Origin of the sequence: Brochothrix campestris, from assembly GCF_046058945.1 — a bacterium.
GTDB lineage: Bacteria > Bacillota > Bacilli > Lactobacillales > Listeriaceae > Brochothrix > Brochothrix campestris.
Window position 1 is genome coordinate 388,825 of record NZ_CP175511.1, and the last position, 26,134, is coordinate 414,958.

At 36.8% G+C, this 26,134-nt stretch carries 39 protein-coding genes and 1 other RNA gene; 30 read left to right on the forward strand and 10 right to left on the reverse strand.

What is annotated here, in order from left to right:
- Positions 1-2: 2 nt before the first annotated feature.
- Positions 3-317, forward strand: coding sequence for an L-rhamnose mutarotase (rhaM, locus tag ACJYYY_RS01985; RefSeq protein WP_035315482.1), 315 nt, complete (start codon positions 3-5; stop codon positions 315-317).
- 15 nt (positions 318-332) lie between these two features.
- Here rhaM and ACJYYY_RS01990 read toward each other — a convergent pair whose 3' ends face one another.
- On the reverse strand, positions 333-962 hold the full coding sequence (locus ACJYYY_RS01990) for a hypothetical protein (RefSeq protein ID WP_408869044.1): 630 nt from the start codon (positions 960-962) through the stop codon (positions 333-335).
- Positions 963-964: 2 nt separating this feature from the next.
- Complete coding sequence (locus ACJYYY_RS01995) at positions 965-1,516, reverse strand: YdeI family protein (RefSeq protein ID WP_035312936.1); 552 nt, start codon at positions 1,514-1,516, stop codon at positions 965-967.
- Positions 1,517-1,736: 220 nt separating this feature from the next.
- On the opposite strand from ACJYYY_RS01995, the gene ACJYYY_RS02000 reads away from it, so the two are divergent.
- From ACJYYY_RS02000 to ACJYYY_RS02010, 3 genes are all read left to right on the forward strand, one after another.
- Positions 1,737-4,829 (forward strand): efflux RND transporter permease subunit, encoded by a 3,093-nt coding sequence (locus ACJYYY_RS02000; RefSeq protein WP_408869045.1) that lies wholly within the window; start codon positions 1,737-1,739, stop codon positions 4,827-4,829.
- A 169-nt stretch (positions 4,830-4,998) separates the two neighbouring features.
- Positions 4,999-6,159: a hypothetical protein gene (locus ACJYYY_RS02005; RefSeq protein WP_408869046.1), complete on the forward strand. Its 1,161-nt coding sequence runs from the start codon at positions 4,999-5,001 to the stop codon at positions 6,157-6,159.
- A 62-nt stretch (positions 6,160-6,221) separates the two neighbouring features.
- Positions 6,222-7,067: an LD-carboxypeptidase gene (locus ACJYYY_RS02010; protein ID WP_035312938.1), complete on the forward strand. Its 846-nt coding sequence runs from the start codon at positions 6,222-6,224 to the stop codon at positions 7,065-7,067.
- Here the strand turns inward: ACJYYY_RS02010 and ACJYYY_RS02015 are convergent.
- Positions 7,057-7,350, reverse strand: coding sequence for a hypothetical protein (locus ACJYYY_RS02015; protein WP_035312940.1), 294 nt, complete (start codon positions 7,348-7,350; stop codon positions 7,057-7,059). The genes ACJYYY_RS02010 and ACJYYY_RS02015 overlap by 11 nt on opposite strands.
- A gap of 83 nt (positions 7,351-7,433) precedes the next feature.
- A complete protein-coding gene (locus tag ACJYYY_RS02020; RefSeq protein WP_035312942.1) occupies positions 7,434-7,757 on the reverse strand; it encodes a helix-turn-helix domain-containing protein in 324 nt (107 codons plus the stop codon).
- Positions 7,758-7,923: 166 nt separating this feature from the next.
- Between ACJYYY_RS02020 and ACJYYY_RS02025 the strand changes: the two genes are divergently transcribed.
- The 6 genes from ACJYYY_RS02025 to ssrA all read left to right on the forward strand — a co-directional run bounded on the left by ACJYYY_RS02025 (position 7,924) and on the right by ssrA (position 12,989).
- Positions 7,924-8,112: a helix-turn-helix transcriptional regulator gene (locus ACJYYY_RS02025; protein ID WP_035312945.1), complete on the forward strand. Its 189-nt coding sequence runs from the start codon at positions 7,924-7,926 to the stop codon at positions 8,110-8,112.
- 142 nt (positions 8,113-8,254) lie between these two features.
- Positions 8,255-8,488 (forward strand): preprotein translocase subunit SecG, encoded by a 234-nt coding sequence (gene secG / locus ACJYYY_RS02030; RefSeq protein WP_035312947.1) that lies wholly within the window; start codon positions 8,255-8,257, stop codon positions 8,486-8,488.
- 209 nt (positions 8,489-8,697) lie between these two features.
- Positions 8,698-9,444, forward strand: a complete 747-nt coding sequence (locus ACJYYY_RS02035) for an alpha/beta hydrolase (RefSeq protein WP_408869047.1) — start codon at positions 8,698-8,700, stop codon at positions 9,442-9,444.
- Positions 9,445-9,469: 25 nt separating this feature from the next.
- Positions 9,470-11,836, forward strand: coding sequence for a ribonuclease R (rnr, locus tag ACJYYY_RS02040; protein WP_035312950.1), 2,367 nt, complete (start codon positions 9,470-9,472; stop codon positions 11,834-11,836).
- 143 nt (positions 11,837-11,979) lie between these two features.
- Positions 11,980-12,447, forward strand: coding sequence for an SsrA-binding protein SmpB (smpB, locus tag ACJYYY_RS02045; RefSeq protein WP_035312952.1), 468 nt, complete (start codon positions 11,980-11,982; stop codon positions 12,445-12,447).
- A 175-nt stretch (positions 12,448-12,622) separates the two neighbouring features.
- Positions 12,623-12,989, forward strand: a transfer-messenger RNA (tmRNA) gene (gene ssrA / locus ACJYYY_RS02050).
- 102 nt (positions 12,990-13,091) lie between these two features.
- Here the strand turns inward: ssrA and ACJYYY_RS02055 are convergent.
- Genes ACJYYY_RS02055 through ACJYYY_RS02070 form a run of 4 tightly spaced genes read right to left on the reverse strand, consistent with a single transcriptional unit; the run spans position 13,092 to position 16,525 of the window.
- Positions 13,092-14,261: a tyrosine-type recombinase/integrase gene (locus ACJYYY_RS02055; RefSeq protein ID WP_408869048.1), complete on the reverse strand. Its 1,170-nt coding sequence runs from the start codon at positions 14,259-14,261 to the stop codon at positions 13,092-13,094.
- Between the two features lie 37 nt (positions 14,262-14,298).
- Positions 14,299-15,654, reverse strand: coding sequence for a DUF4041 domain-containing protein (locus ACJYYY_RS02060; protein WP_408869049.1), 1,356 nt, complete (start codon positions 15,652-15,654; stop codon positions 14,299-14,301).
- Between the two features lie 16 nt (positions 15,655-15,670).
- Positions 15,671-16,123 carry an ImmA/IrrE family metallo-endopeptidase gene (locus tag ACJYYY_RS02065; RefSeq protein WP_051456777.1) on the reverse strand — a complete coding sequence of 151 codons (453 nt, stop codon included), beginning with the start codon at positions 16,121-16,123 and terminating at the stop codon, positions 15,671-15,673.
- A gap of 9 nt (positions 16,124-16,132) precedes the next feature.
- Positions 16,133-16,525: a helix-turn-helix domain-containing protein gene (locus ACJYYY_RS02070; protein ID WP_408869050.1), complete on the reverse strand. Its 393-nt coding sequence runs from the start codon at positions 16,523-16,525 to the stop codon at positions 16,133-16,135.
- A 166-nt stretch (positions 16,526-16,691) separates the two neighbouring features.
- On the opposite strand from ACJYYY_RS02070, the gene ACJYYY_RS02075 reads away from it, so the two are divergent.
- The 10 genes from ACJYYY_RS02075 (at position 16,692) to ACJYYY_RS02120 (ending at position 20,232) form a co-directional block, all read left to right on the forward strand.
- Positions 16,692-16,889: a helix-turn-helix domain-containing protein gene (locus tag ACJYYY_RS02075; protein ID WP_408869051.1), complete on the forward strand. Its 198-nt coding sequence runs from the start codon at positions 16,692-16,694 to the stop codon at positions 16,887-16,889.
- A 42-nt stretch (positions 16,890-16,931) separates the two neighbouring features.
- Positions 16,932-17,267: a DUF771 domain-containing protein gene (locus ACJYYY_RS02080; protein WP_232217875.1), complete on the forward strand. Its 336-nt coding sequence runs from the start codon at positions 16,932-16,934 to the stop codon at positions 17,265-17,267.
- 18 nt (positions 17,268-17,285) lie between these two features.
- Entirely contained in the window at positions 17,286-17,459 is a 174-nt protein-coding gene (locus ACJYYY_RS02085; RefSeq protein WP_156921078.1) for a hypothetical protein, read from the forward strand.
- Between the two features lie 80 nt (positions 17,460-17,539).
- Positions 17,540-18,427, forward strand: coding sequence for a helix-turn-helix domain-containing protein (locus ACJYYY_RS02090; protein ID WP_408869052.1), 888 nt, complete (start codon positions 17,540-17,542; stop codon positions 18,425-18,427).
- 181 nt (positions 18,428-18,608) lie between these two features.
- Positions 18,609-19,217 (forward strand): ATP-binding protein, encoded by a 609-nt coding sequence (locus ACJYYY_RS02095; protein ID WP_051456781.1) that lies wholly within the window; start codon positions 18,609-18,611, stop codon positions 19,215-19,217.
- Positions 19,217-19,405: a hypothetical protein gene (locus ACJYYY_RS02100; RefSeq protein ID WP_035312954.1), complete on the forward strand. Its 189-nt coding sequence runs from the start codon at positions 19,217-19,219 to the stop codon at positions 19,403-19,405. Before ACJYYY_RS02095 ends, ACJYYY_RS02100 begins: the two co-directional genes overlap by 1 nt.
- Complete coding sequence (locus ACJYYY_RS02105; protein ID WP_035312956.1) at positions 19,402-19,602, forward strand: hypothetical protein; 201 nt, start codon at positions 19,402-19,404, stop codon at positions 19,600-19,602. The genes ACJYYY_RS02100 and ACJYYY_RS02105 overlap by 4 nt, the downstream gene beginning before the upstream one ends.
- On the forward strand, positions 19,599-19,793 hold the full coding sequence (locus ACJYYY_RS02110; RefSeq protein ID WP_035312958.1) for a hypothetical protein: 195 nt from the start codon (positions 19,599-19,601) through the stop codon (positions 19,791-19,793). The genes ACJYYY_RS02105 and ACJYYY_RS02110 overlap by 4 nt, the downstream gene beginning before the upstream one ends.
- An 86-nt stretch (positions 19,794-19,879) precedes the next feature.
- Complete coding sequence (locus tag ACJYYY_RS02115) at positions 19,880-20,065, forward strand: hypothetical protein (protein WP_035312960.1); 186 nt, start codon at positions 19,880-19,882, stop codon at positions 20,063-20,065.
- A gap of 2 nt (positions 20,066-20,067) precedes the next feature.
- The gene (locus ACJYYY_RS02120) at positions 20,068-20,232 is read left to right on the forward strand and encodes a hypothetical protein (protein ID WP_408869053.1); all 165 of its coding nucleotides are present in this window, start codon (positions 20,068-20,070) and stop codon (positions 20,230-20,232) included.
- Here the strand turns inward: ACJYYY_RS02120 and ACJYYY_RS02125 are convergent.
- Positions 20,225-20,539, reverse strand: a complete 315-nt coding sequence (locus ACJYYY_RS02125; RefSeq protein WP_035312962.1) for a hypothetical protein — start codon at positions 20,537-20,539, stop codon at positions 20,225-20,227. The genes ACJYYY_RS02120 and ACJYYY_RS02125 overlap by 8 nt on opposite strands.
- A 140-nt stretch (positions 20,540-20,679) precedes the next feature.
- Here ACJYYY_RS02125 and ACJYYY_RS02130 point away from each other — a divergent pair, with 140 nt between their 5' ends.
- Both ACJYYY_RS02130 and ACJYYY_RS02135 read left to right on the forward strand, forming a co-directional pair.
- Entirely contained in the window at positions 20,680-20,880 is a 201-nt protein-coding gene (locus ACJYYY_RS02130) for a hypothetical protein (protein ID WP_156921079.1), read from the forward strand.
- Positions 20,881-20,902: 22 nt separating this feature from the next.
- A complete protein-coding gene (locus ACJYYY_RS02135; RefSeq protein WP_035312964.1) occupies positions 20,903-21,088 on the forward strand; it encodes a hypothetical protein in 186 nt (61 codons plus the stop codon).
- On the opposite strand, the gene ACJYYY_RS02140 is transcribed toward ACJYYY_RS02135, so the two are convergent.
- A complete protein-coding gene (locus tag ACJYYY_RS02140; RefSeq protein WP_035312966.1) occupies positions 21,089-21,457 on the reverse strand; it encodes a DUF2513 domain-containing protein in 369 nt (122 codons plus the stop codon).
- 132 nt (positions 21,458-21,589) lie between these two features.
- Here ACJYYY_RS02140 and ACJYYY_RS02145 point away from each other — a divergent pair, with 132 nt between their 5' ends.
- The 8 genes from ACJYYY_RS02145 to ACJYYY_RS02180 all read left to right on the forward strand — a co-directional run bounded on the left by ACJYYY_RS02145 (position 21,590) and on the right by ACJYYY_RS02180 (position 26,106).
- Complete coding sequence (locus tag ACJYYY_RS02145) at positions 21,590-22,099, forward strand: hypothetical protein (RefSeq protein WP_408869054.1); 510 nt, start codon at positions 21,590-21,592, stop codon at positions 22,097-22,099.
- Positions 22,100-22,101: 2 nt separating this feature from the next.
- The gene (locus ACJYYY_RS02150; protein ID WP_035312969.1) at positions 22,102-22,647 is read left to right on the forward strand and encodes a tyrosine-type recombinase/integrase; all 546 of its coding nucleotides are present in this window, start codon (positions 22,102-22,104) and stop codon (positions 22,645-22,647) included.
- 121 nt (positions 22,648-22,768) lie between these two features.
- Complete coding sequence (locus ACJYYY_RS02155) at positions 22,769-23,521, forward strand: hypothetical protein (RefSeq protein ID WP_408869055.1); 753 nt, start codon at positions 22,769-22,771, stop codon at positions 23,519-23,521.
- A 46-nt stretch (positions 23,522-23,567) separates the two neighbouring features.
- Positions 23,568-24,215, forward strand: coding sequence for a hypothetical protein (locus ACJYYY_RS02160; protein WP_408869056.1), 648 nt, complete (start codon positions 23,568-23,570; stop codon positions 24,213-24,215).
- Positions 24,216-24,493: 278 nt separating this feature from the next.
- Positions 24,494-24,793 (forward strand): hypothetical protein, encoded by a 300-nt coding sequence (locus ACJYYY_RS02165; protein ID WP_035312974.1) that lies wholly within the window; start codon positions 24,494-24,496, stop codon positions 24,791-24,793.
- Between the two features lie 50 nt (positions 24,794-24,843).
- A complete protein-coding gene (locus ACJYYY_RS02170) occupies positions 24,844-25,128 on the forward strand; it encodes an HNH endonuclease signature motif containing protein (protein WP_084038417.1) in 285 nt (94 codons plus the stop codon).
- Positions 25,129-25,292: 164 nt separating this feature from the next.
- A complete protein-coding gene (locus ACJYYY_RS02175; RefSeq protein WP_035312977.1) occupies positions 25,293-25,742 on the forward strand; it encodes a hypothetical protein in 450 nt (149 codons plus the stop codon).
- A gap of 10 nt (positions 25,743-25,752) precedes the next feature.
- Positions 25,753-26,106: a hypothetical protein gene (locus ACJYYY_RS02180; protein WP_035312979.1), complete on the forward strand. Its 354-nt coding sequence runs from the start codon at positions 25,753-25,755 to the stop codon at positions 26,104-26,106.
- Positions 26,107-26,134: the final 28 nt, after the last annotated feature.

Below are 26,134 nucleotides of genomic sequence, written 5' to 3' on the forward strand. Positions count from 1 at the left end.
CGATGGAACGAATTGCGAGTAAAATGTATTTGTTACCAAATGTAAAAGACGAGTACAAAAAACGGCATGATGAGTTATGGCCGGAAATGAAGGCGGCCTTGAAGACACATGGAGCACATAACTATTCGATTTTCTTTGATGAAACAACGGATGAACTCTTTGCTTATTTGGAAGTTGATAATAAGGCGGCTTACCAAAAAATTGCTGAAACAGCTATTTGTCAAGAATGGTGGGTCGCAATGAAGCCTTTAATGAAAACGAATGCGGATAATAGCCCGGTTGAAACAGCCCTTGAAGCGGTCTTTTATTTGGAATAAAGCAGCAAAAAAATATCAACGGTACGTTGCTAAAAACAACGCTCCGTTGCTATTTTTTTGCTTTAAATATGAAGAACAATAAGAGTGATTGGGATGAATAAGGGCTGTCACTTTCACTTCCTTTTTCGCGATTCGAAGCTGTTTGCTTCTAACGGTTGCTGTCACTTTTGTTCTTCCAGTTCCATCAGCTAACTTCTGGGATATTTCAGCTAAAAGGCAGCGACGGGAAATAGTCGCAGACCTTTTATCTTCCAATATCTTCGAAGTTGAACGAGCTGCTGTCACTTTTGTTCTTCCAGTTCCATCAGCTAACTTCTGGGATATTTCAGCTAAAAGGCAGCGACGGGAAATAGTCGCAGACCTTTTATCTTCCAATATCTTCGAAGTTGAACGAGCTGCTGTCACTTTTGTTCTTCCAGTTCCATCAGCTAACTTCTGGGATATTTCAGCTAAAACGCAGCGACGGGAAATAGTCGCAGACCTTTTATCTTCCAATATCTTCGAAGTTGAACGAGCTGCTGTCACTTTTGTTTCTCCAGTTCCATCAGCTAACTTCTGGGATATTTCAGCTAAAAGGCAGCGACGGGAAATAGTCGCAGACCTTTTATCTTCCAATATCTTCGAAGTTGAACGAGCTACTGTCACTTTCAGTTCAACCGGCCATCATCATTCCACTGGCCATACATTTTATTTAAACGGGTATTCTCGATTAGTTTATCCAAGCGCTTACTAAAGAGTGCTTGATCATGTTGATAACTTTGTATGGTATCGACACGAATACATTGATAAAGTGAGGGGAATTGACAAAAGTTAGCGTAGACGAGTGGGTCAGCTTGTAGGGCAGCTGAAATAGTAGGGTGGATGACAAAGTCATTCATTGCAGGAAGAACGCGGCGTCCAGCATCAGTCATTAAACCTTCACGTTCAAGCCGACGCACACGGGCTTTATTAAGTTCGGTCCAGTTGCTGCGTTTAGCACGTGGTGAAAGTCGTTGCATAAGCTGTCCTTCGGCGTTTTTCTTTTTTACGCCGTCAATCCACCCAAAACAGAGGGCTTCTTCGACAACATCGAGGTAAAAAAGAATATTAGGCTGAGGTTTGATAGTAATTGTGAGCCAACAAGCGCTCTCAGTTTGATAATTACATTCGAACCAAGTGCGTAACTCCTTGCGATTTGTTAGTGATAAGGTGTTTATCATTTAGATGCTCCTTTAGTAGTTTGTTAGTTAGTTCGTTAGTTATAGAATAACAGAGACGGTCTCGCCGTTCAATTGAGCCATATACTGAACAGAAAACGTTATTTTGTTCATCATCGTCTGATTCGCTCCGTATGAGGTGCAATCGACAAGTTGGAATGCTATATTAAAGGTGAAGCGACGTTTTTTCGCGTGGAAGAATACATATAAAAGGGAGAAAATCATGAAAAGTATTGTAAACTTTGTGTTACGTAACAAACTAGCGATTTGGATAATGACAATTATTATCGCGAGTGCGGGAATTTATTCCGGCGTTAAAATGAAAATGGAGACACTACCTGATATTTCTGTGCCAATTATTTCAGTGGCGACAACGTATCCAGGGGCAACGCCAGAACAGGTGGCCAATGATGTATCGATTCCGATTGAGAATGCGGTGGAGTCACTCAAGAGTGTCAAAACGGTCACTTCAACTTCATATCAAAACATGTCATCATTACAGATTGAGTATAAGTATGGCATCGATATGAAAGTGGCGCAAGATAACGTCAAAGAAGTGATTGAAAAAATCACCTTCCCTGATACGGTCGACAAGCCGATCATCGATCGTGTCTCAATCAACGCTTTCCCGGTAATTGCCTTAAGTGTCTCGAACGACAAACAATCAATTGCAGAATTAACCGACACAGTCGAAAATAACATCGTGACGGATATTCAAGGGATTGATGGTGTTGGTTCAGCCGCAGCGAGTGGTCAACAAATTGATAAGGTGAAACTTACGTATGATGAAGCAAAACTGAAGTCATATGGTTTAACGGAAGAGGCGATTGCCCAAATCATTCAAGCAACCGATTTGAAAATGCCGCTTGGACTGTTCAACTTTGAAAAGTCACAAGAATCAGTCGCTGTTGATGGTAAAGCAACAACGGTTAAGGAACTAGAAAATCTGCTTATTCCACTTACGATTACGGATCCAGCACAAGCCGCAGCAGCTGCAGCGGCCGGTGTTCCAGCGAGCATTAAATTAAAAGACGTTGCAACGATTGAAAAAGTCGGTGTTGTCGAATCTGTCTCACGCACAAATGGTAAAGAAGCGATAGCCATTCAAGTTGTTAAAGGCCAAGATGCCAATACGGTGGATGTTGTTAACGCTGTTAAAGACAAGTTAAAAACATACGAAGACCGTTACGATGTCACAATCGATACAACCCTAGATCAAGGGCAACCGATTGAAGCATCAGTGAAAACAATGTTCGATAAAGCATTGTTCGGTGCACTATTCGCCGTCTTAATCATCTTACTATTCTTACGTAACTTCCGTTCAACGATTATTTCAATTGTATCCATTCCGATGTCGTTATTAATGGGTATTATTGTCTTGAAACAAATGGATATTACCTTAAACATGATGACCTTAGGTGCCATGACCGTTGCGATTGGTCGCGTAATTGATGACTCGATTGTCGTGGTCGAAAACATCTATCGTCGGATGCATTTACCGGATGAGAAATTAAAAGGCAAGGCACTCATTCGCGAAGCAACACTTGAGATGTTCCGGCCAATTGTGTCTTCAACCTTAGTAACCGTAGCTGTCTTTGTACCGCTTGGTTTAGTCGGTGGCATGGTCGGAGAAATCTTCCTGCCATTTGCTTTAACGGTGGCATTTGCGTTAATTGGCTCGTTAATTATTGCGGTTACAATTGTACCGGTGTTATCACATTCACTATTTAAAAAACAAATTAATAACCCGACGAAGGTTATTAAGAAACAAACTGAAGAGCATGGTAAGATGGCAGTCGGTTATACCCGTATTTTAAAGTGGGTGCTTAATCATAAATGGATTACATCGATGGCAACGCTCATCGTTTTAATTGGTAGCCTCTGTTTAACACCACTCGTTGGTTTTAGTTTCATGCCTGACGATGAACAAAAATTAATGTATGTGACATACACTCCAAAAGCGGGTCAAACCGAAAAAGACATCGCTAAAGATGTTGAAAAAGTTGAACAGTTATTTATGGAACGGAAAGATGTTAAGATGACACAATTATCAACTGGTGGTGCTAACCCGATGATGGGTGGTTCGGGTAACGGTTCGTTAATGTATGTCACCTTTGACAGTGACACGAAAAACTTTGAAGCAGTGAAAGAAAAAGTTATGAACAAAATTATGGGCTTGAAACAAGCTGGCGAATGGAAATCTCAAGATTTCAGTATGACGTCGAACAGTGAATTAAGCTATTCTGTTTATGGAAACAGCGAAAAAGATTTGAAAGCAACTGTTAAAAAAATAGAAGCGATCATGTCTAAACGTGATGATATGAACAATGTGTCATCGAGTTTAACTGAAACGTACGAAGAGCATACGTTGAAAATTGATGGCGAGAAAGTGGCAGCAGCCGGTTTATCAACCGCTCAAATTAGCCAAGCCATCAACCCGAATAAAAAAGCAACCGTCTTAACAACGATTAAAAAAGACGATAAAGATATCGATGTTGAGGTTCAAAGCAGCGTCAAAGCACCAAAAGAGTTTGACGATGTCTTGAAACAAACGATTAAGACACCGACTGGTGAAGCGATTGCTTTGTCGAAACTTGTGAAAGTCGAGAATGGCACAACAGCGAACTCAGTGAGCCGTAGTCAAGGTAAGGTGTATGCAACCGTGTCGGGTAAAGTGACCGATAAAGATATTTCGAAAGCATCATCAGCAGTACAAGCAAAAGTTGATAAAATTGACACACCTAAATCAGTTACAATTGATACTGGTGGTGTGACTGAGGATATGAATAGTGCCTTTAGTCAACTGGGCTTAGCGATGGTTGCGGCAATTGCGTTAGTCTATCTTATCCTTGTTATTACCTTCGGTGAGGGACTTGCGCCACTTGCAATCTTATTCTCGTTACCAGTGACAGTAATTGGTTCGATTATTGCCTTATTGATTGCGAATGAGCCGATTGATGTCTCAACAATGATTGGTTTACTGATGTTGATCGGAATCGTTGTAACAAATGCAATTGTACTTGTCGACCGGATTATTCATAAAGAGCATGAAGGATTAGAGATGCGCGAAGCCATCATTGAAGCGGGGGCAACACGTTTACGTCCAATCCTAATGACAGCTCTTGCAACCATTGGTGCGTTGATCCCGTTAGCGATTGGTGCTGAAGGTAGTGGCTTGATCTCGAAAGGCTTAGGGATTACGGTTATTGGTGGATTGATTAGTTCAACTGCCTTAACATTAGTGATTGTTCCTCTGATGTATGAATTACTTTCCAAATTATTGAAGAAAAAACGTAATGTAATTGTTGATGATTAAAAACGACAGTTGACATTAAAAAGGCAGTCCTCAATAGAGGACTGTTTTTTTATATAAAAAACAAAAATAAGTATTTTTTATTAATGAAAAGGGTATTGACTAAAGACATGCAATAAGAGGAAGCAAAAGACTGTCATTATGCACTTCAGGTAAAAAAGGGGGAGATGAGATGCCAACACGTGCAGATTATCATGAACAAAAGAAACAGCAGGCAAAAAAGCGAACGGTTAAAAAAAGTGTGATTGCAATTGGGATATTTGTAATAGCTCTGGGCATATATGTTGGTAGTTTACAGTATCAAGCACAGGTGGCAGCAAAGGAAGAACGGGCTGCTAAATTAGCTGAGGCAAACAGCACAACAGGTCGTGCACGTATTGCCCAAACGGCGGTTAAATCACTATATGTTGCTGAAAATAGTTCGTTTTTAAACGAAGATATTTCGTTAGAAAAAATTAAAAGTGTTCAAAAAAAAGTGGCACGCGTACACCAAAAAGATTTACGTACGCAATTGAATGAAATTGTAACGGCCGTAACAAAAATGTACGCCCTACAAAGCGAGCTGAATGTTCAGTTTACGAATCCAGCTATAAGCGGTGATGAAGTGATTCCATCTGATGAAATCGTTATTGCCCAATCTACAAAAATGAAGACACTAGTGAAATTGAATGAAACACTTGCTGACTTTACCAATACACAGTGGCATACAGAGATGATGACGGTTGTCGGAGTCGGAATGAAACAAGCCCGTGCAACAGAACAACTAGAGGAAACACTTGAAAATGAAACGGAGTTAGTAAGTTTATCTGAGCGACGAAAAAACTATGAAGAGGCGTTAAATTTGTTAGAACAAATCAAAAATAAAGCCATCCGCCAAACCTATCATATAGAATTAGTTAAACTTAATAAACGACTAGTGATGGATGAAGAACAGGAACGTTTAAGAATTGCCGAGGAAGAACGTTTGGCAGCGGAAGAATCTGCTCGACAGGTAGCAATGGACAAGGCTGCGAGTGAGGCAGCCAAACAAGCAGCAGCAGAAAAAGCATCGAGTGAGGCAGCCAAACAAGCAGCAGCAGAAAAAGCGTCGAGTGAGGCAGCCAAACAAGCAGCAGCAGAAAAAGCGTCGAGTGAGGCAGCCAAACAAGCAACAGCAGAAAAAGCGTCGAGTGAGGCAGCCAAACAAGCAGCAGCAGAAAAAGCGTCGAGTGAGGCAGCCAAACAAGCAGCAGCAGAAAAAGCGTCGAGTGAGGCAGCCAAACAAGCAGCAGAAAAAGCATCGAGTGAGGCCACCAAAAACGAGACGAAGGAAGCGTCCAAACCTAAACAATAATTCGGATTAACTATATGTAAAGGATAGTGTATGATGAAAGTAAAGAAAAGAGGTGTGAAGCGGTGTTGAAAAACGGTGATACTATCGGTCTAATTGCTTGTTCAAATGGTCGTCCGCGTGCATCTGAAATAAAGCTAAAGCAAATCGAGCAGTTTCTGGCTGATTTGGGTATTCAAACAGTTAGAGCGGCAACACTTTTCGCTTGTGAAGGCCAGGCCAGCGGCACAGCGCATCAACGTGCGGTTGAACTTGCTAAATTATATCAGGATGACAAAATTAAACTGATTTTTGATATCTCAGGTGGCGATTTAGCGAATCAAGTGCTGCCCTTTATTGATTTTGACATTATAAAACAAACAAAAAAACCACTCGTTGGATTGAGTGATTTAACGACCTTGTTAAATGCGATTTGGCAAAAAACAGCTGTGGCAGGTTACTATTTCCAATTGATGACCTTAGCGGGTTCGTCCGCTGCCACTCAACAACAGCAGTTTATTAAACAGTTTATGTCTAATGGATCGTTGCCTAGCTATCATTTTGTTCGTAATGAACAAACTTTTTCGGGCATTGTTTATGGTGGCAACATCCGGTGTTTGCTGAAATTAGCAGGGACATCGTATTGGCCAAAGGTAAACAAAGGGGTGTTATTGTTAGAAGGGTTATCGGGTAATTATGAACGCAACGCGACCTATGTGGCTCAGTTGGCCCAGTTAAATGTGTTTAATAACTGTGTCGGTGTGGTATTAGGTACCTTTAGTGAGTTAGATAAGACTGGGAGTCAACAAATCGAGCAACTGCTAGCGGATGTATTACCACCGGGTATTCCACTAGTGCGTACGGCGGCAATCGGACATGGCGATGAGGCAGGCGTTTTGCCAATTGGTCATGAGGTCACCTTTAAAAGCTAGCGGAAATATGATGCGCTTCATCAGTAAATAGTTCGAGTTTAATGTAGGGATTCAAGTCGTATTCGACCATTAACCAAGAACGAATCGCCTGAATAATCATGACGTTATCTAGAAAACAAAGCAGTTTGTTTTGGAGGTATACACGAGCTTCAAATGACTGTGACTGTTTAGAGTGTTGCAGTTGTGTGGTTAATAATTGACTATTGAGTTGGCAATCGTATGAGATTGAAGCGTTAATCGCTTCAATGATCATCGCGGTTGTCATTTTTTGTTTATGTGGCATTATAAGGCACTTCCTTTATGTTAACTATAAAGTAATTATAGTTAAGGAAGATGTGAAACAACTGAAAATAACGAGAAGATTACTTAAGAATTTTCATCTTTTTTAATAATCTCCCAAATGTCTTTTAATTTTTGCAAATCCTCTGGTGCTGCTTCGGGCAGTTTTTTATACCAGTCGAGTAGACCTATTTCATTTAGCTGACTCATCTGTGGTGGAATACTGACATAACCAATTAAATAATCGACCGAAACAGCAAAAAAGTCCGCTAATTTAATGAGCATTTCCTTATCAGGTGTTCTTTGACCTGATTCATACATTGCATAAGTTGTTCGTGCGATGCCAAGAGCAGTCGCAACATCGATTTGGCGGATGTTTTTTTGATGACGTAATTTCTTCAAAGTATCCATGTTTCACTCCTTCAATTGACGTCACTAAATGTGTCGTTCTTCCTTTATTATAACGTCTTATAATAAGTTGGTAAAATAATCATCGTTATTTTCGTTATAGTTGACAGAGCTGTGTAAAAAAGGCTATAGTTTCAGTACACGTAACGTGACTTTTTGGAGGTGCGACATGAGAAAATGGTTAGTCGTTATTCGTAAGGGAAAGAAATTGACACAAGAGAATGTTGCTCGCGAAACAGGGATTTCAAGGACGGCCTATGCAATGTATGAATACGGTCAGCGGAACCCGACTGTCAAGACCGCAAAAAAAGTAGCTACAATTTTAGGCTTTGATTGGACACGATTTTTTGATGATTGATGTTACGTAATGTGTCTTTTGTGATTCAGAGTGAGCGTGTTGAAACAAGGTGAAAAGAAAACGCTTAGCACATGTCATTAACTAGCATAGGTAGTCATTTCATGTTATACTAAAGGCACATATATTGTTTTGGAGGATTATTATGCATACTTTATTAATAGTGTTGTTAATTATTACCTGTGTATTATTAGTTACTGCTGTTGTTTTGCAACCAAGTAAAGATGCCGGTTTATCAGGTGCACTTACGGGTGGCGCAGAGCAATTATTCGGTAAAAAGAAAGTGCGTGGTGTTGAACTTGTGTTACATCGTGCAACAGTAATCCTTTCTATCGTTTTCTTTGTATTAGTTATTTTACTAAGTTTTTTTGTGAAATAAGTAACAAATTAAGGCTGTATGACAACTTCTTGTTTACAACAAGCGGGATGTATCATCTGGATAATTAGCAAAAAAAGATCATTCCAACGGTACGAGTGCGGCTGTTTAGAAACAGAAACGAAGCGATAATCGCTTAAGCATCTGCATAAGGCAGATGCTTTTTGTTTATCAACTTTTAAACTCACCACAGATAAGGACGTGAACACCAAATGAAACTTCGTCAAGCAGAACCGTTTTATTTTAAAAAAGGCCCGAAAGCCTGTTTGCTTTTACATGGTTTTACCGGTAATACAACCGATGTGCGGATGCTCGGTCGTTTTCTTGAAAATGAGAATATAACGAGCTATGCCCCGTTGTACAAAGGTCATGGACTGGAGCCGGAAATGTTACTTGAAACAACACCCGCTGATTGGTGGCAATCGGCCGTCGATGGCTATGATTTTTTAAAAAAAGAAGGATTTGACGAGATTGTTGTGATGGGCTTATCGCTCGGTGGGGCTTTTTCGTTGAAACTAGGCTATAGCAAGCCTGTTAAAGGGATAGTGACCATGGCTGCACCAGCCAAAGTTGATGGTGATTCGCCAATTATTGCCGGTTTTAGTCGCTTTGCGGCTAACTATAAAAAGTATGAAGGCAAGGATGAGGCACAAATTGCCCGCGAAATGGCACGGTTTGACTCGGCGTCATTTGAAACAATTACAAAGTTAGCTGCTGAGATACAAACAATTCGTCAAAACATTGACATGATTTATGCGCCCATCTTAGTTACACAAGGGGAGCAAGATAAGATGGTTGCAGCTGAAAATGCCAAGTATATATATAACCACGTTGAATCGGTTCAAAAAGAACTCAAATGGTACCCACAGTCGGGCCATATTTTGACGCTGGATAAAGAAAGAAATCAATTACATCAAGACATTCTTACTTTTATAGAAAGTTTGGACTGGAGTAATTAACAACAATGATAAGGAGGTGTTGTGCATGTTATCACAATCACAATACAAAGATGAGGTAATCGCTTTTCTACAAGAACAAGAGGAAACAACAGTGACGTTAGAAGAGATTGAAAAAGGGCTACAATTAACAGAGGCAGATGAGTTTAAAGTACTTGTTAAAGCACTCGTACAACTCGAAGAAAAAGGCAAGGTTATTCGTAACAAACGCAATCGTTACGGCTTACCAGAAAAAATGAATCATATGACAGGTCGCTTCCAGGCGCATGAAAAAGGCTTTGGTTTCGTTATTCCTGAAGATAAAAGTTTAGATGATGTCTTTATTCCACCGCGGATGACAAACAATGCGATGAATGGTGACACCGTTATGGCTGAAATCATTCAATCAAAACGCAATGATTCACGTCAAGAAGGTATGGTTATTAAAATCATCGAACGTGGCACGGCGACGTTGGTCGGAACGTACAGTGAAAAAATGAATGGTGATGCGTTTGTGACACCAGATGATAAAAAATTGAACTTTCAAGTGGAAATTATTACTGAAGGCAGTGTACAAGCAGTGGAAGGCCATAAAGTTGTTGTGACGATTAAAGACTACCCACAGGCGAACCAACCAGCCAAAGGTTACATAACGAGCGTAATCGGTCATAAAAATGATCCGGGGGTTGATATTTTATCAATCGTGCATGGCTTAGAAATTGATATCGAATTCCCAGAGGATGTGTTGGCAGAAGCTAACGACGTACCTGATGAAATCGAAGAATCGACAATTGGTACGCGTCGTGATTTGCGTGCTGAAATGTTAATTACAATTGATGGCGAGTCAGCGAAGGATTTAGATGATGCGGTTAGCGTGAAACAATTACCGAATGGTAACTTTGAGTTAGGCGTGCATATTGCCGATGTTAGTCATTATGTGACTGAAGGTTCAGCGCTCGATCGCGAAGCCGCTGATCGAGGCACAAGCGTCTACTTGGTCGATCGTGTTATTCCAATGATTCCACACCGCTTATCAAATGGTATTTGTTCATTGAATCCGCGTCAAGATCGCTTTACGCTATCATGTACGATGGAGCTTGATGCCAATGGTGCGGTGGTTAGCCATGATATTTTTGAAAGTGTGATTAATACAACCGAACGAATGACCTACACGGGTGTTAACCAAATTTTAACCGATCATGATGTGGCTGTGCGCGAACAATTTGCGACCGTTGTGCCAATGGTTGAAATGATGGGAAAAGTGGCGCAATTATTACGTCACCGTCGTGATGTGCGTGGTGCCGTTGATTTTGATATTAGCGAAGCTGGTGTCTTGGTTGATGAGGCGGGGCATCCAACCGATGTGGTACTACGAACACGTGGTGTTGGTGAAAAAATGATTGAAGAATTTATGTTGGCGGCCAACGAAACAGTGGCGGAACATTTCAATAACATGCACGTGCCATTTATTTATCGTGTGCATGAGGAACCGAAAGAAGACCGTTTACAAACATTCTTCGAATTTATTACCAACTTTGGTTTGACTGTAAAAAGCACGAAGGATGGTTTGAAACCGAGCATGTTGCAAGAAATACTTGCAAAAGTGAAGGGGAAACCAGAAGAATTGGTTGTTTCAACTGTGATGTTACGTTCAATGCAACAAGCACGTTACGATACACATAGCCTCGGCCACTTTGGTTTATCGACTGACTTTTACACACATTTCACCTCGCCAATTCGTCGTTACCCCGATTTAATTGTGCATCGTTTAATTCGTTCGTATTTAATCAATCACAAAACAGATGAGGCAGCGCTAACGCACTGGAACACTGAATTACCTGAGATTGCGGATCATACATCGAAACGTGAACGTCGTGCGATTCAAGCAGAACGTGCAACGGATGAATTGAAGAAAACCGAGTTTATGCTTGATAAAGTGGGCGAAACATTTAAAGGCGTTATCAGTTCAGCGACTAACTTTGGGTTGTTTGTTTCACTTGAAAACACAATTGAAGGCTTAGTTCATATCAGTGCCCTTAAAGGCGATTACTATAACTTTAATCCGCAACAATTCTCATTAATCGGTGAACGTACAGGTAAAACATACCGCATCGGTGATGAAATTATGGTTAAAGTTGAAAAAGTCGATGTCGATGCACGTAAAATCGACTTTTCAGTAGCGCAACCGGGTCCAGCAGTCGTGGTTGACCTTGAAGAACTGCCTAAAACAGAACGACGTGAATATACCAAAGGCAAAAAAGTGCCAAAAGCACTTAATATGAAAGGTTATGCACCGAAAGGCTCTAAAGGGGATAAAGATAAACCCCAGTATGGTAAAGGCAAAGGTGGCGGCCAAAGCAACAATAATAATCATAAAAAAGCGAAAAAACCATTTTACCAAAAATATTCGAAGTAAAAATAAAAGCGAAGACAACTGGTCAGCAGCGCAACACTTGGAAGGCGAGCACGCCGTGACGTGAGTCACAAGTGATTGCGTGAAAGAGTCAGCTGTTAGTTGAAAACAAAGAAACATTCATCAGAGTGAGAGGGTGACAACAGATGCCAAAAGGTGCAGGTAAACAAATTGCAGGCAATAAAAAAGCGTACCACGATTATTTTATCGAAGAAACGTATGAAGCAGGCATTGTTTTGCAAGGAACTGAAATTAAATCGGTTCGTAATGGCCGCATTAACTTAAAAGATGGCTATGCGCAAATTCGCAAGGGTGAAATTTTCTTGTACAACGTGCATATTAGTCCGTATGAACAAGGAAACCGCTACAACCATGAACCGTTACGTGTGCGTAAATTATTACTTCATCGTAAGCAAATCGACCAATTAATTGGTGATACGAAGGAATCAGGTTACTCTTTGATCCCTGTGAAAATGTATCTTAAAAACGGCTTTTTAAAAGTTGTTATCGGTTTAGCACGCGGTAAAAAGAAGTATGATAAACGCCAAGACTTAAAACAAAAAGAAGCGAAGCGCGATATTCAACGTGCTTTCCGTGATAATCAAAAATACTAGTTGATTTTTGATGGGTAACTTGTTATAATTAGCGTATTGGTGCCAAACCAATTGTGATGACGTGCACGCAAAAACAACGTCAAGGGAGTATGTTGCCGGATTGTAACTGCTCCCACTTTTTATATCTACAATTAAGCTTTTTCGGCTTATTCCCGGAAGCTAACCTCTTTATAGAGGGGACGTTACGGATTCGACAGGCATAGTTCGAGCTTGGATGGCATGTCAGAGGGATCGTCTCTGTCAAAACGTCACAGCCAATAATAACTGGCAAAACTAACAACAACTTTGCAGTAGCTGCGTAAGTAGTTAACTAGCAAGATCCTCCTTCCATCGCCCATGTGGTAAGATCAGGGTCTCAAATTAAGTGGGATACGCTCGATTGTTTCCGTCTGGAGCATGACAGAAGAGATTAATCAGACTAGCCTTTAGAAAGCCTGTTTACCGGCTGCCTATTTGGCGAAATTCTAATAGGTAGACTAAGCGTGTAGAAATTCAAGTGCCGATATGTCTGGACGCGGGTTCGACTCCCGCCGTCTCCATTTCAGTGTTAAACCTGTATGGAAATGCACAATAAAAAAAGAGCTTAAACGTTGATATAATAGCGTTTAAGTTCTTTTTTTGTTCTTGAGAGATTAACTTGTAAATCATTGTTTTATTATTTTTGGTACATTATCGGTACACTCTAATTCGCGTGTTTGTTGATAGAGATTATCCATGACTTGGTCAACTTTAGATGATTCACGTTGCTCAAGTTCATCAAGAATATGACCATAAGTTTGTAATGTAGTAACAATATCGGTGTGACCTAATCTTCGTGAAACATACTTGATGTTTATTTCACGATACAACAGAATGGAAGCGTGAGTGTGACGTAATGCATGGAAAGTAATCGAATTTATTTTTAGTTCAGCGCAGGCTGCTCTTAGAACTTTGTTGACAGCAGTGTTTGAATTTATGGTTGCATTTGCATCTATAAACACCAGGTTCTTGCTGTTTTTCTTTTTTAGTTTTGTTTGTTGGTAAACAAGTAGCTCTTTTAAAAAAGAGAGAGTGAAAGGATCTACAGAAATAGTTCTCATTGAACCATCATTTTTTGTTGGCAAAAAATCAAGCGTTCGTTGATAATCAAAGGTTTTATTGATTTTAATCGTTTGTTGTTTAAAGTCAACACAATCCCAGGTAAGACCCACCACTTCTGAAAAACGACAACCAGTGGCGATACCGAATAAAATCATATACCGCGAAGGATAACGTGGATTAAGATTATCTTGCATATTGTTAGATAATTTTAGGAGTTCATTCTCGTGTAAAAATTTAAGACTTTCGTCTTTGTTTTTAACTTGGCCAACAACCTTAACACGATAGGTAGGGTCTTTAAAGATAACACCGTCATTTAATGCATCCTGTAAACAGGCGCGTGTATAGGTGTGGATTTTTTTTACAGTAGCAGTTGCATGTGTTGCTCCATAATCATTTAAAAATTCTTGATAGAGATGACGATCGATATCTTTTAACTTTGTGGCCTTAAAAAAACGTTCCGCTGTATTGATACTAATTTCAATGTCGCGATCATTCTTCCAACTTAATTTTCCTTTACGGAAAAGCGTGTACCAATTAGTGAAATATTGAACGAAAGGAATTTCACCAGCTGTTAAAGAATTACCTCGACTTAATTGTTGTTCTAATTCAGTGGCAGCGATTTGTGCTTCTGACTTTGTTCTAAACCCATTGACACTTTTTGTTTTACGAACGCCTCCTATATAAAAAGAAATCCGGAATTGCCATCCGGATTTTAATTTTTTGTAACTAGCCATATTCAGCCTCCTATTTAAATGTTAAGTGAAAAGTAAATTATAAAGTGGATTCTTTTATTAAACTTTCTCTATATTCTTGCGCTTCAGCCATCTTTTCAAAATCAATAGTCAAATTTTTATGAGAAACTAAAACTTCTTCTATATCTTCAATAGAAACTTTAAAGAATTCTTTTCTATTATTAACCTTGTTAATTCTATGTGCTGAGAAATGTTGATGTAGTTGTGATTCTAATGTATAGGCGTCATAACTAAATATTAGTGCGTGAACATCAAATTTAAATGGAACTGATGCACTGCTCAATTCATTGATTCGCTCAAGTGGTTCGAGTCGTCGAGTTACACCTATTTTTACAACATCATTTCCGAAGGAACCAATATTACTTATAATGTAGACGTATCCAGCTCTAGCATTAGATTCTCTATAATCCAAATCTTCTTTTTCTTCTTGATATTTATCTACCTTTTTTTGTAAAATATCTATTTCAATTGTTAAGGCATTACGTTCTTCCTCAGTAGATGAAGTTGTGATTTTTTCTTTCAACTCATTAATCATATTTTCAAAATGTGATATTTCTTTATTTAACACTTTTCTTTTTGATGCTATCTCCTTTTGAAGTGCTTTTTCCTCACGTTCAACTTCTCTTTGTGCTCGCAACTCTTCTTTTTCCTCTTGCTTTTTTTGTTCATACTCGTATGCTAACTGAAGTTCTTCAGTTTTTAAATGTAAATAGTATTCAGTAAGTTCTATTTGATTATAACTATTCATTTTATTTAATTGCTCAAATGATTTTATGATTCTTTTTTTTATTTGTATGAAATTTGAATACCTAACTTTATTTATAGCTGCTTCGCATTCATTGTTAAAGGCTCTTATTAAAAATTTAATTTGTTTTTTTGTCATTGCTTGTCCCTTAGAAAGACTATTATTCAATAACATTTGATGGATAATAACTACAGCTTCATTATTTTTAACTGTTAATTTCTGTTTGTTTCTTAATTGTAATAAGCGATTTTTATAGGAAATTGAACTTGCTAAATTATATTGAGGTGTATAAAAACCAAAACTTTCAGCTTGGATTTGTTCTCCAATGGAAACAATTTCTTTTTGAAGTTCAATTTTTTTTACATTTAGTTCGTCGACAATTGCGGTTAAATCTTGCTCTTTTTTTTCAGCATCTTCTATTATCTTTTTTCGAATCATTTCATTTTCAGCAACTATCTCATTTTTGATTTCTAGAATAAGATCGTTTTTATTATTAAGTTTTTTTTCAGCAATGCCCAATAAATCATTTTTTTTAGATATATCATGTTTGAGAGATTCCAAAGATTCTTTATCACGAGTTATTGTTTTCTTTAAGTTCATATAATCTTTAATATCACTAAAAAAACTCATTTAATAGCCTCCAATTTTAACTATATATTTTTTCAATATACCCAATCATTTCATTGGGTATACCATAACTTGAAAATAATTCGTAAGGGTCTGAATAGGAATTCAGATCTTTTTTGTATAACAAAAAATAAGTGGCAAATAAATTAGCTTCCAATTCGAATTTACCCGGAGCATTGAACGTTTCTTTTTCAATAAACATTCGGCTTATTCCCTCGTGCAATAAGCAATGCCCTAATTCATGTGCGCAAATGAATTTCAATGAATCGGTATCGGTATTGGCATCAAGTAAAATAGTTGTTTCAGTGAGGTTACTATTATCAATTGCCAGTCGCATCCCTTTTATAGTTCCAGGTAATGGAACATATTCAACTTTCACACCTAAAAAATCACAGACATCGAATGGATCGGTACTGATATTATCAGCAATATCATAGACGATGTCTAATATTCTTTCATTTACCCAAGCCATAGATCACGCTCATTTCTTTTCGATTTGATTGTCTTTAGCTTCTTTCATGCGTTTCCAAAATACGCCAATTACAATGTCGTTTAACTGTTTCTTTTCTTCTTCAGTAAGTTTGATGTCGCCATAGTACATTTCTTGCTGATTATCCAAAAACTTTTTTAAATCTAATTTATCTTGTTCATTAGCCCAGTCAGGAACAGAAAGATTACTCAAACCTAAAAGGTGGTCTACTGAAACGTCATAGAGAACTGCAATATCGGAAATCATATCTGTATCAGGTTTCCGATAGTTACGTTCATATCCGGACAAAGCACCGGCAGTAATGCCTAGTTTTTCAGCAGCATCTTTTTGAGTTAAATTTGTACGTTCTCTAGCTTTTTTTAATTCTCTTCCTAAATCGCTCATTGTAAGCACCTCGTTAACTTGATACTAAAATAGTAACATGATATAAACAATATGTTTAGTTTTATTAACGAATCGTTTACTTTTGCCCTAAAAAACCTTGACTAAACGAATCGTTTATTTTATAGTGTAATTAAGTAAACGAATTGTTTATTAATAGGAGGCCAAAATGAAGATTTATGAAAAGATAGAAATGATTAGAATAGAAAAAAGAATTTCTAAAAAAAGTATTGCAGAAGCATTTGGATTCACAGCACCATGGTATTCAAAGATATCTAACGGAGAAATAAATATTAAAGCGGACGATATACAAAAGTTTGCTGAGATATTAGAAGTTGAAAGTAATATTTTTTTTGATCAAAGATAAGCGAATCGTTTACAAAAGTGGGTTGGAATAGGAGGAGTTAGTTTGATAGATACATATAAAAGCTTAGAAGTGAAATCTGTGTTTCAGATTCCAGATGGGATGGTGTTGGTTGCTGAAGCTGAACTTTATCAGTTAGAAGAAAGTAGTTTGTTAGGGAAAACCTGGACCATGAAAGATTTAGAAAAACGTGTTCAAAGACAATCCAAATGGATAAAAGAAAACATTTTGGAAAAACCTTTGTTTAAAAAATATCTCGATGTTGAAAATGGCGGGTGTGTATTTTATCCGACACCTGGAACAGGTGAAAAATGGTCGTTTCAAGCAAAAGGGATGGCTGATTTTTTAGATCAGCATTTTTCGGAAATCTATTCCAGATAATAAAAGGAGGTGAGGACAATGCCTATTATTTGGTATGCAGGATTATACACATTAGGAGCAATGATAGTAGCTCGTATGATTTATATCATAGTTATTCAAGATTTGATTGAGAATAAAGGGTCGAAAGTACGTTTCGAGAGGATTATGCAAGAGATTGAACTAGAAAGAACTTATCTTAAAAAAAGACAATAAAAAACGCCGCTTTACGAGAGCGGCGCTGAACAAAATAACTATAGTTAGTATAACACAAATGGCGAAAAGAGGTTTCTAATTTGGCAGAAAAAAAAGAATTAAATGGAGTTTTATCAGAAGGATTTGGTTTTGCACCTAAGCAGGTCTTTAAAGACGATCGATTGAGTATAGAAGCCAAAGCTATCTATGGCTTTATCGCTTCTTATGCTGGCGCTGGAGCAACGGCTTATCCAAGTGTGTCATATATTTGTGCGAAATTAAAAATAGGCGAAAAAAGATTTTATAAATATCGAAAAGAACTTGTGGCCTGCGGTTATTTAAAAGTGAGTAAACGTTTTAATAACAACAGAAATAAATCAAACATGTATGAAATTGTACTAGGTAATATTCTTTTAGCCGATGTCGAAAAAAAGGAAGAAGATAATTCTCAAAATCAAACTGATAGCAACGATATTGATAACGGTCAATTTGATAGTGGTCAATCTGACCCCGGTCATTTTGAACACAGTCAAAACAGAGGAACTAATAGTAACAGTATTAATAGTAACAGTATTAATAATAACAGTAATAAAAAAGAAAAGAGAAAAAAGAAGTCAGTGAATAAATTCACTAACGACTCCAGCGAATTACAATCAGCAGAATTACTTCTGACGATGATTCGAAAAATTAATCCGAAATATAAAAAACCTGACCTACAAAAATGGGCTGATGTCATACGACTGATGATTGAACGAGACGGACGTAATCTGGAGGATATTAGAAAAGTTATTATTTTTGCACAGACTAATAAGTTTTGGCAGGTCAATATTTTAAGCACACAAAAACTTCGAGATAAATTCGACATACTCATGACTCAAATGTTAACCGCAAAACGACAAACAGGAGGGCAATACAATGCAAATAATCAACGAAACAAGCCTCAGCAAGCTAAGCAGAGCAATTTCCAACCGGGCACGCCCGATTGGTGAACACTGTGATGAACATCCGCATGTACACAAATGGGAGCTGGATAACGAAGATGGCTCGAAATTTATTTACTGCCCAATTTGTGATCGCGACAAGAGAAATAGGGAACAGCAAATGGAAGTTATGGAAAGGCTGTTGGTGAACAGTAGAGGACGTTTAGAGCCTAAACAACATAACTACAGCATGCTACGTAAAAAATCGCTTGTAGGAGATGTCAGTACGTATAGAGCGAGTATTTCAAGCTATGTTACAAAACAACATGAACAAGAACAGGCAATTGAAACGTCAAAAGAAGTTATTAAACGAGCGATTAAGGGTGAAGCCTTCAGTTACTGGCTTATCGGTAATGCTGGTGTTGGTAAGTCTCACATTGCTTGGGGCATCCTCAACACGATTAATGAATATACAAAGGCTAATAAAAAGTGCTTGTACCTCAATGTTCCAAAAATGTTTGATAAAATCTATCACTCGTTCAATAACAAAGAATCAAATACAACACAATCGTATTTTATTGAGTTAGTGACAGAGGCTGATGTTGTCGTACTCGACGATTTAGGTGCTGAAACAGGTACCGTCAATTCTAACAACGCAGCATCGAACTTTACGACAACGGTTTTAAATAAAATTACGTCAGAACTACAGACAAAACCATCGATTATCACAACTAATTTATCAAAGGATGAACTGGTGAATATGTATGATGCTAGAACGGTTTCTCGGTTGATGGCTAACATCAAAATTACAACATTTAAAAACACACTCGATTATCGAGTAAAGGCGGTTGATTGGTAATGAACAAATCATATGGAACGGTAACTGTTAATAATCAAGTAACAGCAAATTGTATCAGTAAAGCAGCGATGTTTGATTTAATTACAGAGTTTATTCATTCAGACACGCAAAGAGAGATTAGTTTTCAAAGAAAAAATGACGAACCGTTGTTTATCCAAAAAGGCATTAGAAAGGGTGGTTTGAAATGATAAAGCCTCAATTTATTGGTTATGATAATGAACCATTTTCAATCATTAATTGGTTGGTGGATGGTGTAGCAACTTTTAAGACCGTTTGTTATTCCGCTGCAGAGGAGACAGAGGCAATTAAAAATTATAACAATGGAACGAGCGGTTTTTGTGAACTAGCAAACGACTGTGATATAGAAAGGGTGTACATATCATGAGAAATGATTTAATCAAAAATGTAAGGAATCGTGTGGAGTCATTGCTAGGTGAAAAAGTAACGTATTTGACGATTAGAGCCTATCATACTGAATATGATCGCTATTTAATAGAAACCGTCAATGGTGTATATACCTTGCAAGGCAAGCGTTTAAGAAAAACGAAAATAGCTGGAACGATGTCCGATTCATAAGACATGAAAAATGAAGTGGAACATGAGAGTCCGAGAAATTATAAATGTTTAGTGTAATTGGATAATATTGAAAAGGATGGTGACTAATGAAAAATGAAAAAAAGAAAGTAGTAGTTGAATCAGACGGAGTCTATGTGAAGTTGAATGGAGAGTTAACTAAGGTGTGTCCAGTGCCTTCCACAGGTTTTGGACAAACAGATATTAAATGGATTAATTACGAACCAACAACAATGACAATGGCGACAACTTATAAAGTTAAGGAGATGAAATAGACTTGGAAAATAAAGATGCTGTAGTGAGTCAGGTAATCGGTATTTTAGTGAATAGTAATATGAATGCTAAGGAAGCCATCGAAGTATTGGAAAAAGCGAATGCTCTGTTTCTAGAAAGAAGTTGGCACACAGCATCTGAGGGCTATGTGCCAAAAAAAGTTAATTGATCATATCAATAATTGTCGTTATTGATTGAGTAGGAAGAATAAACGGTGTATTTTTCGAAGTAATTGTATTTTCAAATGTAAAGGAATGGTCCTTGTACTCCAATCGATCACTCATATAACAACGTGTAATTCGAATGAAATTGAAATGAATTAAGTTATTTAACACATTTGGGTACTCTTTTTGAATGTTATAAGCAGAAGAATCTATTTCAAAAGTTGTTGCATCATTTGAAAAAGAAATAGTATCGAATCCATCAATAATTATATCAGAACCATCATTTATACAAATTTTCAATACTGCATCCATGTTAATCACCTCACTTTCTCTAGTTAGTATAACAAAAAACACTTATCTCGGATTTAAACCATTGAAATATATTATGGTTAGTTCTGAAATGTTAACAACGAAAATGGTTGGAATTTATAAAGTTAGGGAGTTGAAATGTAATGAAAACAGCAATGGAAGTGGAAGTGAGTAACGAAAAAAGAATAGTTGAAGCTTTAGAGAGCATAGAAAAGCACCTTAGCACTTTGGCGAAAGATACTAAGGCAAATAAAGAGTTGCGCATAGAAAATAGGGATTTATTTGCTGACTTAGAGAAGAAAATAGAAGATCTAGCAAAGAATCCTTTTAACTTGAGTGATTAGATAAAAGAAAGGGGAAAGTTAAATGTCTTATCAAGCAGTTTACTTTGTGAACAATATTTTCAGAAAAAAAATAGTAAGCATTGTTGAATCTAACGACATAAAAATGCTATTGGATGAGAATGAAATTAAAGAAATAAGACATACAGCTGGAATACCTAAGTATAAAAAGTTATATATATTATTAGAAAAAAATGTATTTGAAGTGTAATTAGTTAGTTCCTGAAAGTAGTTTTACAACGATTTCACTCCCGATAGAAGAAAGCATGTTTAACGATACACTAGTTAATTTTTCAGTTGCTGATTTTGTTTTAGCCCAGACAGTATCATCTCTAATCGTATCCAAAAAAGCATGTCCATCCCAGGTTAGCGAGGATATACGGCATGAATATAGTTTGTTGCTCGCATATTTGAACGTGACATTTACGAAGTTTGCTTCTTTTAATTTTTCTAAGGTGTATATAATTTCATTTTCAGTATAAACTGTAGGGAAATTTAAACTCTGCAACGATAGAGTAGTGTTGGCTTGTTCTTCAATAGCCATTAAAACATCTCTTACACACTCATGATTAAGTTTCATTTTTTCACCACCCTCTAATAGAATTATAACAAAAATACGTATATCTGGTCGAAACACTCGAAGGATATTAAAGGATAATCATTATGGTTATCCTTTAATATCCTTTTTTATTTTATGAAAGGAGGAATAATTATGAGTAGAAAAGAACAATTTAGCGATTTGCTTTTTGAATATGCTGTTTGTAAAAGGTACGTCAATAGAGAAGCAAACAAAAGAACGGAATCAACCGAGAAAACGTTGTTGAATAGTATGGCTCGTGATTTAGGCGAAGCGATGGAATACATGGAGACAGGTATCGATCCGTGGAATTATAAAAGCGAAGCGAGTGCACCTAAAAGAAGGATTACATTAATTGCGGATGAACATTTGCTATCGGTATTAAAAAGTCAACAAGCTCCAATAGAGGAAGAATTGGAAGCCAATACGTTTGATGAAGCATTATTGAACGACTTACTAAAAAATTTGAGCGCACGTGAAAAAGAATGTTATCTATTAATTAAACAAAGTTTATTTTCATATAACGCAACAGCTGATTTGCTGAATATTAGTGTAGGTGCTGTTGAGAGATTTGTCATTCGCGCGACTGCGAAGATAGAAAAAAATAAACAAAATAATCCATTTGTTGAATTAAAGGAGTGGTAAGTGTGAATTTTGTTGAACCAATACGAGATAAGAATGTTATACGTGAAATCAAAAAATATTTATTAATTAAAGATAGCGGTGGACGTAATTATACGTTATTTGTACTAGGCATTAACGTTGGATTACGTATTAGTGATCTTTTACTTTTAAAAGTAAAGGATGTTAGAGGCGATTATATTAATATTCGAGAAAAAAAGACCGGAAAACATAAGAAGATAAAATTAAATAAAGAAGCAAGAAAAGCTGTCAGCCGCTTTATCTATAATAAAAGCGATGATGATTGGTTATTTGCCAGTAGAAAAGGTTATGCTGCAATATCAAGAATTACAGCTTATCGTATTTTAGTTGATATCCAAGAGACCTTTAAACTAGGAAACCTCGGGACACATAGTTTACGTAAAACATTTGGTTACCACTTCTACAAGGAATATAAAGATGTAGCTGCCTTGCAAATTATTTTTAATCATGCGGACCCTAAAATAACGCTAAGGTACATTGGTATTGAACAAGATGGATTAGATACGATGATGGAAGGATTCGGTTTATAAATATAAATATAAGTATAAATTTATATTTGAATATGGGTATAATTGGTATAAGGGGGAGTTTATACTGAAAAATTTAAAGTTAAAAATAATACGAATTGTTTGTATTCTAATGCTCGTGGGAGTGTTAGGAGTAGAATTGTACAATCACAAAGATATATTTTTCAATAAAGAAAACGAATTTCAATGGCAAGGAATTACTGCGATTTCAGCATTTTTCGCATTTGTAGCTAGTTTATGGTCTAATTATAAAACGCGTGAATTAAATAGAAAAACAATTAAGGGGAATTATCTATATAATAATAGATTGAAAATTATAGGAGATATACAAAGCGACTTTGCTCAATATGTTTTAACTTCAAACGAAATAATAAAGAAAAAAGAAACGATGCAGGAGAACAATAATGAAATAATACAAATAAATAAAATAATCACAGAGATAAATTCTTTTGAATACGAGTACAGAGACAGACAAGATGAAATTATTCATGAGGGATATGAATCAAATTATATTAATGAATATGGAGATGAAACATTGGGTTATAGTCCTGAAGTGACAGCTGGGGAAGTAATAAACGTGAATCGTGATGATTATAATATTAAACACAACGAACTCAATATCTTAAAAAAGGGCTTAGAAACATTCGATTCTGAAGTTAAAGAACTATTGAAAAATTTAAGAGGAATTAAAATCCAATTATCACTAAAATTGATTAAAGACGAAGAAATAGTAGTGTTAAAAAAATTAGAAAAACATTGTGTATTTATTTCAGCGGAGAATAATTGTGAAATGCAATTAATCGAATTAGAAGCACTTATTGAGACATTCAAGAAATTTTTCAAAAAAGAATGGGATTTTGCAGAAAGCATTACTTGAAAATGAATCGGAAGTATACGCACGTTTATTAAAAGGAGATTAAATGATGGAGAGAGCGGCATTTGTAATATCGATATGTGCCTTTGTTACAGGACTTATTACCACAATTATTAATTTGATGAATTACAAGGTGAATAATAGTCCGAGTTTGAATTGGAGCTCGTGTTTAAAGGCTGTGGATAGTAATTTATCTATAAACTATAATGCCGAGGTTAACTTGACTATAGAAATGGAAAATCCAGAAAAAATTCAAATGCTAATATTTATATATCAGCAAGATAACGAAGTGCATACAAGTAAATTGTTAGTAAATAACAAAGAAACAAGTATTGAATTGAAAATTCCGTTTAATCATTGCGGTAAATATAAACATACGAGGTTATCAGTTTTTGGTAAAAGTTATTCAAATGTGTATTTTATAATAGAAAAAATTGGTGGGGATGATGAATTCGCTTGGTTCAAAGGGAAAACAACTTATTGTTTTTATTTTGAACCTAAGGCGCTAAAGTACAAAAGATTATTGAGAAAAGCAACGGATAATAATAATACATATATAAAAAGGAAAGGTAAAACTAACGAAGAAATAAGAGTGAAAACAGAAGAAGTTGCTCTCTCTGATGATATAAACAAAAAACAAGTATTAATGGATGAAATAGATAAACTCAGCATAAGTAGAGATGAAGTACGGTATTAAAAAAGCACCTATGTGGTGTTTTTTTTATGCTCAGATACTTTAATCCTTAAAACCAAATAGTCACTCAAATGAACAACGTTACATTCAAAAAGAAAAACGACGCTAACTATTGGGACAGAAAGGGTTTGATGATTTGGCGAAAGTGTACAGTTTATAAGATATGTTACATTCGCAGAGCACTTTTGTCATATGAATGCGCCATATAGTGTAAGGGCAATTTAAAAGCATTGTCCCAAATGTGATAAAAAATTCAATTTGAAATATTGAGGAGTGAGCGTGTGAATGAAGTAGATGATATTCAAAAAGAAATCGTTAAGATGATGTCGACGAGTGGGCTGGATGTAAAGGAACGCGCTGCAGTTCTTACATCAGTCATGTACGTTCATCTCAACTTTGAAAGTAGCAAGGCAATACTTAATCCGTTGGGAATCAAAACGAATACGCTGACAGTTGAAGCCGTCACATCCATTCAACAACTCTTAACGCTTCAGTACATGGAGACAGAGCATTCAAAGCAACAAGTAGATAAGGTCATTGCTGAATCAGAAGATGCAATAGCAAACAGTGAAAGATTATAAGGGTGTGATAGAGAGTGTCCAAAGAGTATGCAGAATCGTTCTATCAATCAATGGCATGGAAGAAGTGCCGCAGAGGTTACATCGATTCAGTCGGTGGACTGTGCGAACGATGTCTTAGACGAAAGAAGTTTAAACCAGGAAAGATAGTTCATCATATTAAATACATCACAGAGGAGAACATAGATGATGTATATATCACGTTGAACTGGAGTAATCTTGAATATCTTTGTCAAGACTGTCATAACCAAGAACATCATGCGAATGTAATGGTTGATAAAGGCTTAACCTTTGATAAAGAAGGCAACCTTATTCAACTAAGCCCCCCTTCAAATTGATTTTTAGTTTTTGGATAAACACCGGAGGGTAAACTTTTTTGTAACGCGCAGGGCGTTTTCTACATGAGGGGGGGTGTAGGACGAGTGACAACGCTCGTGTGCGGTTTTTAAAAGGAATACGCGTAATTAATCGTGAAAAAACAGAATTGATTAGGGGGGCATATATGGCTGTTTTTAAAGTGGTGTCTGGTTTTCCCGCAAGTGGAAAATCAACGTACGTAAAAGCGAATAAAGGGAAGGAGGATGTCGTTTTCGATTACGACGAAATCATGTTGGCTTTAACAAATGGTGAACGGTGGCATTCGTATGAATCAGTTCACGAATATGTGTTGGGCATATTAGATAGTATTATTACAACTGCAAAATTAGACAAAAGCGATCGCGTGGTTTGGTTAATACGCAGTGTTCCTGATGCAGCATTTTGTGAGAAGTTGAAAAGCGAAGCTGTCAGATACTATTATATGAACGAAACGGCAGCGACATGTTTCGAACGTATTAACAAAGATCCTGTTCGTAACTTATCAGAGAAAAATTACGGAAGCATTATGTTATCTATTCAGCAAAGTGCTAAAAAAGGAGTGTTTTCAAAATGTGAATTTATTAATAACGAGTGAGGTGTCCTGAATGAAAAATAAAACGAAAATCAAGCGGCGCTATGATAATCTAGTTAAAATATTCGATGAAATTCCAGAAGAAAAAGTCAGAGTGGCCAAACCACTTATGCAGCGACTGGCATTCATGCAGGTGACATTAGAAAAACTGGAAGAAGAAGTTAATGAGTACGGCCCTATCATTTTAATGGAGAACGGCAAACAAGTGATGAACATTGAGAATCCAGCCCAGAAGTCATACAACGCAATGATTAATCGCTACAATGCGATGTATTCGAAAGTATTAGACTTATTACCTAAAAACGAACTGACATCCATTGAAACGGATGATGGGTTCGATGCTTTTGTAGGTGAACGTGGTGAGTAAGCAAGATCACTCTTTGCGGCTAGATGAA

Coding starts and splice junctions, on each gene's coding strand:
- rhaM (WP_035315482.1), top strand. CDS start 3: ATGGAACGAATTGCGAGTAAAATGTATTTGTTACCAAATGTAAAAGAC.
- ACJYYY_RS01995 (WP_035312936.1), bottom strand. CDS start 1,516: ATGATAAACACCTTATCACTAACAAATCGCAAGGAGTTACGCACTTGG.
- ACJYYY_RS02000 (WP_408869045.1), top strand. CDS start 1,737: ATGAAAAGTATTGTAAACTTTGTGTTACGTAACAAACTAGCGATTTGG.
- ACJYYY_RS02005 (WP_408869046.1), top strand. CDS start 4,999: ATGCCAACACGTGCAGATTATCATGAACAAAAGAAACAGCAGGCAAAA.
- ACJYYY_RS02015 (WP_035312940.1), bottom strand. CDS start 7,350: ATGCCACATAAACAAAAAATGACAACCGCGATGATCATTGAAGCGATT.
- ACJYYY_RS02020 (WP_035312942.1), bottom strand. CDS start 7,757: ATGGATACTTTGAAGAAATTACGTCATCAAAAAAACATCCGCCAAATC.
- ACJYYY_RS02025 (WP_035312945.1), top strand. CDS start 7,924: ATGAGAAAATGGTTAGTCGTTATTCGTAAGGGAAAGAAATTGACACAA.
- secG (WP_035312947.1), top strand. CDS start 8,255: ATGCATACTTTATTAATAGTGTTGTTAATTATTACCTGTGTATTATTA.
- ACJYYY_RS02035 (WP_408869047.1), top strand. CDS start 8,698: ATGAAACTTCGTCAAGCAGAACCGTTTTATTTTAAAAAAGGCCCGAAA.
- rnr (WP_035312950.1), top strand. CDS start 9,470: ATGTTATCACAATCACAATACAAAGATGAGGTAATCGCTTTTCTACAA.
- smpB (WP_035312952.1), top strand. CDS start 11,980: ATGCCAAAAGGTGCAGGTAAACAAATTGCAGGCAATAAAAAAGCGTAC.
- ACJYYY_RS02055 (WP_408869048.1), bottom strand. CDS start 14,261: ATGGCTAGTTACAAAAAATTAAAATCCGGATGGCAATTCCGGATTTCT.
- ACJYYY_RS02060 (WP_408869049.1), bottom strand. CDS start 15,654: ATGAGTTTTTTTAGTGATATTAAAGATTATATGAACTTAAAGAAAACA.
- ACJYYY_RS02065 (WP_051456777.1), bottom strand. CDS start 16,123: ATGGCTTGGGTAAATGAAAGAATATTAGACATCGTCTATGATATTGCT.
- ACJYYY_RS02070 (WP_408869050.1), bottom strand. CDS start 16,525: ATGAGCGATTTAGGAAGAGAATTAAAAAAAGCTAGAGAACGTACAAAT.
- ACJYYY_RS02075 (WP_408869051.1), top strand. CDS start 16,692: ATGAAGATTTATGAAAAGATAGAAATGATTAGAATAGAAAAAAGAATT.
- ACJYYY_RS02085 (WP_156921078.1), top strand. CDS start 17,286: ATGCCTATTATTTGGTATGCAGGATTATACACATTAGGAGCAATGATA.
- ACJYYY_RS02095 (WP_051456781.1), top strand. CDS start 18,609: ATGCTACGTAAAAAATCGCTTGTAGGAGATGTCAGTACGTATAGAGCG.
- ACJYYY_RS02100 (WP_035312954.1), top strand. CDS start 19,217: ATGAACAAATCATATGGAACGGTAACTGTTAATAATCAAGTAACAGCA.
- ACJYYY_RS02105 (WP_035312956.1), top strand. CDS start 19,402: ATGATAAAGCCTCAATTTATTGGTTATGATAATGAACCATTTTCAATC.
- ACJYYY_RS02110 (WP_035312958.1), top strand. CDS start 19,599: ATGAGAAATGATTTAATCAAAAATGTAAGGAATCGTGTGGAGTCATTG.
- ACJYYY_RS02115 (WP_035312960.1), top strand. CDS start 19,880: ATGAAAAATGAAAAAAAGAAAGTAGTAGTTGAATCAGACGGAGTCTAT.
- ACJYYY_RS02125 (WP_035312962.1), bottom strand. CDS start 20,539: ATGGATGCAGTATTGAAAATTTGTATAAATGATGGTTCTGATATAATT.
- ACJYYY_RS02130 (WP_156921079.1), top strand. CDS start 20,680: ATGAAAACAGCAATGGAAGTGGAAGTGAGTAACGAAAAAAGAATAGTT.
- ACJYYY_RS02135 (WP_035312964.1), top strand. CDS start 20,903: ATGTCTTATCAAGCAGTTTACTTTGTGAACAATATTTTCAGAAAAAAA.
- ACJYYY_RS02140 (WP_035312966.1), bottom strand. CDS start 21,457: ATGAAACTTAATCATGAGTGTGTAAGAGATGTTTTAATGGCTATTGAA.
- ACJYYY_RS02145 (WP_408869054.1), top strand. CDS start 21,590: ATGAGTAGAAAAGAACAATTTAGCGATTTGCTTTTTGAATATGCTGTT.
- ACJYYY_RS02160 (WP_408869056.1), top strand. CDS start 23,568: ATGGAGAGAGCGGCATTTGTAATATCGATATGTGCCTTTGTTACAGGA.
- ACJYYY_RS02170 (WP_084038417.1), top strand. CDS start 24,844: ATGGCATGGAAGAAGTGCCGCAGAGGTTACATCGATTCAGTCGGTGGA.
- ACJYYY_RS02175 (WP_035312977.1), top strand. CDS start 25,293: ATGGCTGTTTTTAAAGTGGTGTCTGGTTTTCCCGCAAGTGGAAAATCA.
- ACJYYY_RS02180 (WP_035312979.1), top strand. CDS start 25,753: ATGAAAAATAAAACGAAAATCAAGCGGCGCTATGATAATCTAGTTAAA.